This is a genomic window from Arthrobacter sp. K4-10C, from assembly GCF_059090085.1.
Genome location: NZ_JBNHFI010000012.1, coordinates 140,627 through 148,796 on the forward strand (window position 1 = coordinate 140,627; position 8,170 = coordinate 148,796).

An 8,170-nucleotide genomic window follows, 5' to 3' on the forward strand; every position below is an offset into this window, starting at 1 on the left:
AACGGTTGGGCGGCAATCAGCCGGCTCCCGGTCCGGAAGGCGCCGTCAGTTCCACAATTGAGGGACAGGTTTTCCTACTCCGGGAGGGTGTGATGAGAAGGTTTGGCGGGTTGGTTCCCGCGTTAATCGTGGTCGGTGTCGCAGTGGCCGGATGCGGCCCGCAGGCAGGACCCCCGGCGGCGACGCCCACCCCAGCGGCGACGTCCGCCTCTCCCACTCCTTCGGTGACATCATCGGCGCCAGTCCCGCCTACCGAAACTGCCAAGGCCACGACTCCTGCGGCCACCGCCACCGCCACGAAGGCCTTGAAGACTTTCACGACGGCGGACGGGCAGCTGGCATTCGACCTTCCCGCCACCTGGAGCGTGCGGGACCCCGCAGGCGAACTGCCCGAGGGCGGCGGCGCCTTCGCCGAAGTGACCAACGAGGCCGGCAGGCCGCTGGCAACCCTGAGGACCAACATGGCCACAGGCTCCACCTGCACCGAAAAATACCCGTTCTCCGAGTTTGAGTCGCAGGAACTGCCGGCCCTGGCCCAGGGTGGCGCGGCGCCACGGTTCGTCTTTGAAACCCGCGGGGACGCAACCGCACCCGGCCCGGCTGACACCCCTGCCGCTGCCTATGGCATCACGTCCTCTCCGGCACCCACCGGTGATTCGGCCTGCCCCATTTTCCACTTCTTCACCTGGCCGCCCACCGCCGCCATGTTCGGCGCGTTCTACAACCCGGAGAACAACAGGACCCCAGGCGCCGAGACCCTGCCCTACCTGGAACAGGCACGGAAGTACATGGACACCGCCGAGTACCAGAACATCCGGCGGATGATCACGTCGCTACGGCCGGCCGGGTAGGAATCACGCAGGCCGTGCATGACTCGAACGTTTCCCGGCCCAGGAACACCAGCTGCGCTTCCTTTTCGGCGAGCTGGACCCTGGGCCCGGTTTCGAACCCGAAGCTGAGGAACCGGCCGATGGCCTTGGCGTTCCGGGCATCAGGTTCCGCCACCACCCGGTCCTTGTCCGGGTCGGACAGCACGAACCGCATCAGGCCCGACAGCAGGGTTCCGGTGAAATTGGGCACCGGGCGCGCGGCCGGGGCCAGCAGCAGGTGTATGCCCGCATCTTCGGCACGCGCCGGGTACGCCTCACCCACCGGGTCGTGGAGCGGGTCATAGGTCTGGAACACTCCTGCCGGCTGTCCAGCCACTGTCATCAGGAACCCGTGGTGGGTGTCCAGGCTGTCCAGGAACAGGTAAACATCACGGACCTCATCCCGGCTCCAGCCGTTCATGCCCCAAAACCGGGCCCGCTCTTCCCGCACCCAGCTGTGGACCAGGTCAGCGTCTTCCTCAGGTGCCAGGCGGAGCAGCCGCAGCCGGCCCAAACCTTCAAGATCCTCTTCGTAGACGGCCTCCCGGGTTTCGTGCGAAAGTCCGGCGTCAGTGCTGGTCATGGATCTCCTTGGTGAGCTGGTCCCAGTCGGTGATGACAGGGAGGAGTTCGCCCGCGGCCCAAAGGGGCAGTTGGCTGAGGAAGTCCGCGTCGTCCGATCGCCCGGATGCGCCGAACGGCACAATCCACCGGCTCTTCGCACGGTCCGACAAGTCCCAGATATAGCGGGCCACCGGGCCGCGGAAGGACGCGTCGGTGACGCCCGGCAGGCTTTCCGTGCACAGCACGCAGCCGGTGTCTCCGGACAAGGAGGTGTCCGGGACGGCGGGTGCTTCAGCGCCCGTTCCGGGGAAATCCGACAGGGCGTGCAGCGGCAGGACCGTGTGGCTTTCGCCCCAGGAAGCGGACGACGGCGACGCTGCCGCGGCTTCCAGCGCCTGGCACGCCGCGGCTGCCGCATCGACGCCGAATCCCGCGCCTTTGCCCACGAGGGTTTCCAGGGCGAAGCCAACCCGGGAGACCGGGTTCAGCCAGGGCGCGAACACGGGAGAGTGCCCGGCAGGTGACGAAAGCTGTGCCAGCAGCGGAGTCCCGGCCAGCGCCACCACCAAGGCTGAACGCCAAGCCGCGAAGGCGCCGGCTTCGGTGCTTCCGGCGTGCATGTGGCCATCCCAGCCCAGCAGCCGCTCGCGCAGTTCCAGCGCAGCGGCGGACAACCGGGACGCGTTCCCCTCACCCAGTCCCGCCAGCAGGTTGCGCAGCGCGGGCCATGATCCCAGCCTGTTGTCCAGATGGATGTTCTGCATGTCATCCGCGTCCAGGCCGTCCCCGGTCTCTTCGAGCAGCTGCCGGATCCGGCGTGCCCGGTGGGCGGGGGCGAACTCCAGTCCGGTCAGGTCCCCGCCACCGGAAGCACGGTCGTTGGCGTTCACCGCCAGCGTGTCCACGCGGGACTTCGGCAGCTCCACCCACTTGCCCGTCCACCGGTGGTGGGAAGATTCCGCGGGAACGGGCCGGACCCGGTTTTCCGGGTTCCGCACCGGAACCCTCCCCGCCACCAGCTGCCGGACGTCGCCGCCGGCATCGGCGGCCAGCACGCAGTTCACCGGCTCCACCCAGGCTTCCAGCGCAGCCTCAACATCTGCCGCGGAGTTGCTCCGCAGGAGCGGCAGGAGGGTCTCGAAACCCAGGCGGCCCCCGGCCCGGGACGGTGCCCGCAGGCTCAGCGCGCCGCCGTCGGGCCCTCCCGAAATGACGGGCCCGCGGGCCGTCTCAAGGACGTCCACCGTGTCCGCGCCGGCACCGCGCACCAGGATCTTCTCCTGATGGTCCGCGATCACCGGCTCCCACCCGTCCGGGCCGAGCGCCAGCAGGCCGCTTCCGTCCCGCCGCAGCTGCTCGCTGTAGAGGTCCTGGTAGTCGGCCATCGCGTTGGTGACGGCCCACGCCGCGGTTCCGGTGTGCCCGAAGTGCGGCAAACCGGGGACACCCGGGAAAGCCAGCCCGACGACGTCGAACTCGGGGCACGCGAGCCGCACCTGCTGGTAAACGCCGGGGAGCTCCATGAGCCGGTGCGGGTCCCCGGCGACCAGCGGTGAACCGGAGCTGGTCAGGCCGCCGGCGGCCGCCCACGCGTTGCTCCCGGCCCAGACTGGGGCCTCGATACTGAAGAGCTCCACGGCCTCCGCGCCGAGGGTCCGGGCCACGTGCTCGCGCCAAAGCTTGTTGGGGAAGGTGCTGAACAGGATGTGGTGGACCAGGAAAACGCCCAGCGGAGTCCACGGCTCCCAGGCAGCAGGCGCCGTTGCTGTATCCCGGAACTCCTGCGCGTCCCGGCGGCCGGCCTCGAGGGCCTGGTTCACGCCGTCCACGTAGGCGGAACACCACTGCCGCGTGGCCTGGTCCAGGTTGTCGTAGCAGCGGCGGGCGGTGTGGTCGATGCGGGCCTGCCGCGCGAACCGGTCCCACGGAACGCCGTCTGGTCCCAGCTGTTCGGCGGTCCTGCCCTCGGAACGCCAGCGTTCCATCTCGATCTGCCAGGAGCGGTCAGTGGCGGCGTTCTTCCCCTGCAGGAAAGCCAGCTCGTTGGCCGAGCCGGCGCGCAGGTGGGGGATGCCCCAAGGGTCGCGGAAGGTCTCAGCGGGCATGGTGCAGACTCGCCGGGGAGGGGGTGGGCACAGGTCGATTCCTTTGTTAGGTAAGCCTAAGTAAGGGTACGGGGAGGGCTCCGGCATTCCCAAACCCCGGCTCGAAACAATCGGTTCTCCCGGCCATCCTGCCTGGCGGCCTTTCGGCCGGCTTGCCTAGGGCAGGAGGCTCGACAGGATCGCGGTGGCGGGCCCGTCCACGGCGTGCCGGAACCCGGTGCCCGCCCAGAGGTTGAGCCAGTCCGGGTCCCCCGCCGCCGCCGCCGCTGCGCGCAGGGGAGTGGTGAGGTGGTGGATCTCGGGGTAGCCGTAGGGGGCGTCCGGGTCGTGCCGGCGCATGAATTCGTTGGAGAGGCCGCGGGCGTTCCGCCCGGAGAAGGACCGGGTTACGGCCGTGGTGGTGAAACTTCCGGAGGCCAGCGCCCGCCGGTGGGCTGCCTTGGTGCCGGCCTCGTCTGTGAGCAGGAAAGCGGTGCCGGCCTGGACTGCTGCAGCGCCCAGGGCCAGGGCGGTGCGGGTGTCCGCCGCGGTGGTGATTCCCCCGGCCGCGATCAGCGGCACTGGAAGGTCCGCGAGTTCCCCGAAAAGGCTGTGCAGCGGCTGCGTTTCGTTGTGGGCAGGATCGAAAGTGCCGCGGTGGCCGCCGGCTTCCGGCCCCTGGACGCAGAGCGCGTCGACTCCGGCGTCGAGCGCCTGCAGGGCTTCCGCACGTGAGGTGACGGTGGCGACGACGGAGCTTCCCCGCCGCTGGAGGGCGTCGATGACAGCACTCTCCGGCACGTCGAAGGTGAAGGACACGACGGCGGGCGCCAGCTCGAGCAGGACCGCCACTTTATTGTCCCAGTCATCGTCGTCGTGCCTCGGGTGCCCCAGCGCGACGCCGAATCGTTCCGCGTCAGGCTCAAGGGAACTTGCATAGGCCCGCAAGGCATCCGGGCTGGCGAACGAGGGCTGGGGAACGAACACGTTGACGCCGAAAGGCCTCCCGGTGAGGCCGCGGATGGCCTCGATTTCTGCCCGCACGGCAGCCGCCGTCTTGTAGCCCGCGGCCAGGAAGCCAAGGCCGCCCGCCCCGCTCACGGCTGCCGCGAGTTGCGGCGTGGACGGCCCGCCGGCCATGGGCGCCTGGATGACGGGCAGCGGCAGGGACGCAAGATCAAGCCGTGGGCCGGCGGTATGTGGGGTAGCCATGGGTCCTTCTGTGTCGGTCATCGTCGTCCCTGCGAATGCTACGCCTGCCCGCAATATATGTCGGGCAGGAGCATGGCGTTCAGATTTGCCTGCGGGGTGCCACCTTGTAGGAGCCGCTGATGGCAACGCGGTTGAAGGTGTTGATGGACATGGCCACCCACGTGATAGCCGACACCTGCCCCGGCGTCAGGACCCCGGCGGCGCTTTCATACTGGCTGGCGTTGGAGTGGGACTCGTTGATTCGCGTGATGTATTCGGCAAGGGCGAGGGCGGCCTGGTCCTGTTCGTCGAAGTACCGTGTTTCCCGCCAGGCTGGCAGGACGCTTAGGCGCTCCGGGCTCTCACCCTTGGCCAGGGCATCGGCGGTGTGTATCCGAAGGCAGTAGGCGCAGCCGTTAATCTGGGACACCCGGATCTTGACCAGTTCGAGGAGCAGCGGGGAAATGCCCTCGCTGAGCGCGGCCTGGTCGGAGTCCTGTGCCATCGTGGCCAGGGTGCTGTAGAGCTGCGGGTGCCTGTTACCGACGTTTGTCCGTGTCGGCGTGGTGGTGATGGTCATGGTCTTCGGTCCTCCTGCTAAGCCTGAACGCCTGTTCCAGCGCTGGTTCAACTATGGTTCGGCCCGGACACCCGGTGCCAAGGAATGGAACGAAACGGCACCCATCGTTCCATCCCTTGCTTCATCGGGATGCGCTCCGCAGCTGCAGGTAGGCCGCTGTGGCGCAGCTGCGGACCGCCAAGCCTGTCAGCTGGCGAAGGAAGGGTGCGTCGATCGCCTCGCCGGTCGCCACCAGCCGGTGGTGGATCGCGCCGTACAAAGCGTCCACCACCATGCCCAGGTCCACGTCACGGCGGACCTGCCCCCGGTCCAGCCCAAGCTGAAGAACGGACAGGAAACCCTCGCGGCGGTCCCGGAGCAGTGTCTCGCGGTACAGGACGGCGAACTCATTGCTCCGGATGGATTCGGCGAGCAGGTTGGCAACTGTTGAGGCCGTTTCTCCGCCGTCGAGGCACCTGGTCAGTGCCACCAGGTAGGAGTGAAGGTCCTGCCCGACATCACCAGTGTCCTCAACGTGGGTGAGCAGGTTCGTCTTGTAGGTAAAAGCCTCCAGCACCAAAACCTGGCGCGAGGGCCAGTGGCGGTACAGGGTGGATTTGCTGACACCGGAGGCTCTTGCCGCCGCGTCAATGGTGACGGCGTCGTAGCTGAGCCGGTCGATGAGGCCACTGACCGCCGTCAAAACGCGGAGGCGCATTTCGGACCCGGACGAGCCGGCCGGCGGACGTGCCGGATCAGCGGCGCGGCGTGCCGCGGCAGAAACCCCGCGGCGCCCAGGCTGGGGTTCGCCAGCTCTTCCTTGTGTCGCACCCATGGCACCTCCCGCCGTCGTAGTCCATCTGCCGCTCAAGGGTGCTGCGTGCCGGGGCCGTCAGTATAGGAAGATGTTGATCCACTCACGGTTGTGGGCGTGGATCAGCACCAGGAACAGCACGAAGTCGAACAAGAGGTGCACGCTGACGATGTAGGAGAGGGACCGGGTCACCGTGAACAGCCGCGCCTGGAGCAGGGCAAACGGGAAGATAAAGAACGGTGCCCAGGCGTGGAAACCGAGCTCCCAGAGGAATGACGTGAAGAGGACGGCCTGCAGCAGGTTGGCCTGCCAGTCGGGGAGGTGCCGGCGCAGCAGGGTGAAGGCGGTGCAGATGAAGAACAGTTCATCCCAGATGCCCAGCACATTGGTTCCCAGGAACAGCCGGGTGATGCCGTCCACGTCGCTGACGGCGGGCCAGTTGTTGTAGACCCCGGTGCGGATCATGTACACCGGCATCAGGGCATACCCGATCACCAGGACGGCGGGCAAATACCATTTTTCCGCGCGGGTCCAGGGCTTTCCGGTCCTAACCGGGAAACGGATGGCATGGTCCTTGGTGATGAACCGGGACACCGTGTAGGGGATGCCCACGGCCAGGATCATTGCCGTCCCCATCACCGCCATGTGCTCGGTGCTGATGTCCGTGGTGATGGGGACCAGGCTCATGGCGGTCAGCCCCACCGCGATCAGCGCCAGGTCAACCAGGAGCCGCCGCCCAATGAAACCCGCGAGGACCAGCGCGGCGGCCAGGAGGAGGAACCCGGAGAGCCGGTCCTCCCGGGCAAAAAGCAGGAAGCCCGACGCCGATACAAGGGCTGCGGGGACTGCCGCCAGTGTTGTCCGGGCGGGGTTTGCTGTTTCCGCCTTCTGGAGATCGGCTTGCGCCTGTGATTGCTGCCTCATCACGTCCCTATGCTTCAGTGGCGCTTCCGGTGGATGCTCAAAAGTTTACTTGCCAACCGGAGGCGGGACGACGTGCGGCGGCTCACCACAGCAGCGTCAGGTCAAGGTCCACCGCAGGCCGGGAATTCAGCCAAACCTCCACGAGCGCGTCGAGTTCGGCTTCGGAGCCGGCCAGTCCCAGCCTCGTAGCGTCCGACGACGCGGGCTCGTGGTGATGCCCGCCGTGGGGATTGCCATGGGAGCACTCTGAGCACAGCAGGCGCATTCCGGACCAGTCATCGGCACCCAGGCCATGCCGTTCCAGGAGGTCCGACAGTTCCTGGAGGTCGTCCGGGGTAGCTCCGATAACCTGGGCCTGCCACGTGGGCAGGCCCGAGTCTTCCAGCCGTTCCAGCTGGTCGAACACGGCAACGTCCTGGTCGCCCAGCCTGCGGAACCCTTTCGGCTCGCCGTCGTGCAGGATGACGTCCCGGAAGCGGTGGCCGGATTCGGGCAGCGGGACGCTCGCGATGACGGCATGGGCCGGGCTCCTTCGCCAGCACCAGACCACCTCGGTTGTTCCAGCCGACGGCAGCACCTGGTGGGGAAGGCTGGGCTGGTCCGGATTCAGCCGGACAGGTGCCAGCCCGAAATTGGCGTCTATGGGCTCGTATCCGCTCCCCATTCCGCCTAGCCCGTACGCTTCCCATGCCCGCCGGGCGGTTGCCCAGTCGCCGAGCGCCGTTGAAGCGATGCCCAGGTTCCACGCGGCAGGATTCACGCCGTCGAAATCCTCGGCTTCCGCGGGCGTGAACAGTTCGACGGCCCGGGCGTTGCGTTCCAGGCTTTCGGCCCAGTTGCCCAGCGCCTTGGACAGCAGTCCGGCGTGGAACCATGCATGGAAGGACTGCGGCGCTACTTGCAGCATCTCGGCGGCCAGGACCGACGCCCTGCCCGTTTCTCCTGCCTCGTCGGCGGCTGTCCAGTCGGACCACACCTCCCGCGGTCCGCGTTGCTTGCCAGGGCCCTGCCATCTGGGAACCGTCACCTGTCCAGTATGCAGCCGCCTCCGGGCGGGCACCATGGCTTTTCGGCGGCTTGCCAGCGGTATAACGGAAGCGGGGGGGGGGGGGGGGGGCCCCCCCCGACCCCCGCCCGGTATTTGGGGGGTTAGCGTGAAGGAGCC

At 67.8% G+C, this 8,170-nt stretch carries 8 protein-coding genes; 1 reads left to right on the forward strand and 7 read right to left on the reverse strand.

Annotated features, from left to right (window positions below; translation table 11 throughout):
• The first annotated feature begins 224 nt into the window (after window positions 1-224).
• The gene (locus AC5RUU_RS17160; RefSeq protein ID WP_493976414.1) at window positions 225-851 is read left to right on the forward strand and encodes a hypothetical protein; all 627 of its coding nucleotides are present in this window, start codon (window positions 225-227) and stop codon (window positions 849-851) included.
• Here AC5RUU_RS17160 and AC5RUU_RS17165 read toward each other — a convergent pair.
• The 7 genes from AC5RUU_RS17165 to AC5RUU_RS17195 all read right to left on the reverse strand — a co-directional run bounded on the left by AC5RUU_RS17165 (window position 826) and on the right by AC5RUU_RS17195 (window position 8,032).
• Entirely contained in the window at window positions 826-1,452 is a 627-nt protein-coding gene (locus AC5RUU_RS17165) for a GNAT family N-acetyltransferase (RefSeq protein WP_493976415.1), read from the reverse strand. The genes AC5RUU_RS17160 and AC5RUU_RS17165 overlap by 26 nt on opposite strands.
• A complete protein-coding gene (locus AC5RUU_RS17170) occupies window positions 1,439-3,538 on the reverse strand; it encodes a penicillin acylase family protein (protein ID WP_493976416.1) in 2,100 nt (699 codons plus the stop codon). The genes AC5RUU_RS17165 and AC5RUU_RS17170 overlap by 14 nt, the downstream gene beginning before the upstream one ends.
• A 156-nt stretch (window positions 3,539-3,694) precedes the next feature.
• Complete coding sequence (locus AC5RUU_RS17175) at window positions 3,695-4,729, reverse strand: NAD(P)H-dependent flavin oxidoreductase (protein ID WP_493976417.1); 1,035 nt, start codon at window positions 4,727-4,729, stop codon at window positions 3,695-3,697.
• Window positions 4,730-4,808: 79 nt separating this feature from the next.
• Entirely contained in the window at window positions 4,809-5,288 is a 480-nt protein-coding gene (locus AC5RUU_RS17180) for a carboxymuconolactone decarboxylase family protein (protein WP_493976418.1), read from the reverse strand.
• 121 nt (window positions 5,289-5,409) lie between these two features.
• The gene (locus AC5RUU_RS17185; protein WP_493976419.1) at window positions 5,410-6,102 is read right to left on the reverse strand and encodes a TetR/AcrR family transcriptional regulator; all 693 of its coding nucleotides are present in this window, start codon (window positions 6,100-6,102) and stop codon (window positions 5,410-5,412) included.
• Window positions 6,103-6,159: 57 nt separating this feature from the next.
• Entirely contained in the window at window positions 6,160-7,005 is an 846-nt protein-coding gene (locus tag AC5RUU_RS17190) for a CPBP family intramembrane glutamic endopeptidase (protein ID WP_493976420.1), read from the reverse strand.
• Between the two features lie 82 nt (window positions 7,006-7,087).
• A complete protein-coding gene (locus AC5RUU_RS17195) occupies window positions 7,088-8,032 on the reverse strand; it encodes a tetratricopeptide repeat protein (protein ID WP_493976421.1) in 945 nt (314 codons plus the stop codon).
• Window positions 8,033-8,170: the final 138 nt, after the last annotated feature.

Coding starts and splice junctions, on each gene's coding strand:
- AC5RUU_RS17165 (WP_493976415.1), bottom strand. CDS start 1,452: ATGACCAGCACTGACGCCGGACTTTCGCACGAAACCCGGGAGGCCGTC.
- AC5RUU_RS17170 (WP_493976416.1), bottom strand. CDS start 3,538: ATGCCCGCTGAGACCTTCCGCGACCCTTGGGGCATCCCCCACCTGCGC.
- AC5RUU_RS17175 (WP_493976417.1), bottom strand. CDS start 4,729: ATGGCTACCCCACATACCGCCGGCCCACGGCTTGATCTTGCGTCCCTG.
- AC5RUU_RS17180 (WP_493976418.1), bottom strand. CDS start 5,288: ATGACCATCACCACCACGCCGACACGGACAAACGTCGGTAACAGGCAC.
- AC5RUU_RS17185 (WP_493976419.1), bottom strand. CDS start 6,102: ATGGGTGCGACACAAGGAAGAGCTGGCGAACCCCAGCCTGGGCGCCGC.
- AC5RUU_RS17190 (WP_493976420.1), bottom strand. CDS start 7,005: ATGAGGCAGCAATCACAGGCGCAAGCCGATCTCCAGAAGGCGGAAACA.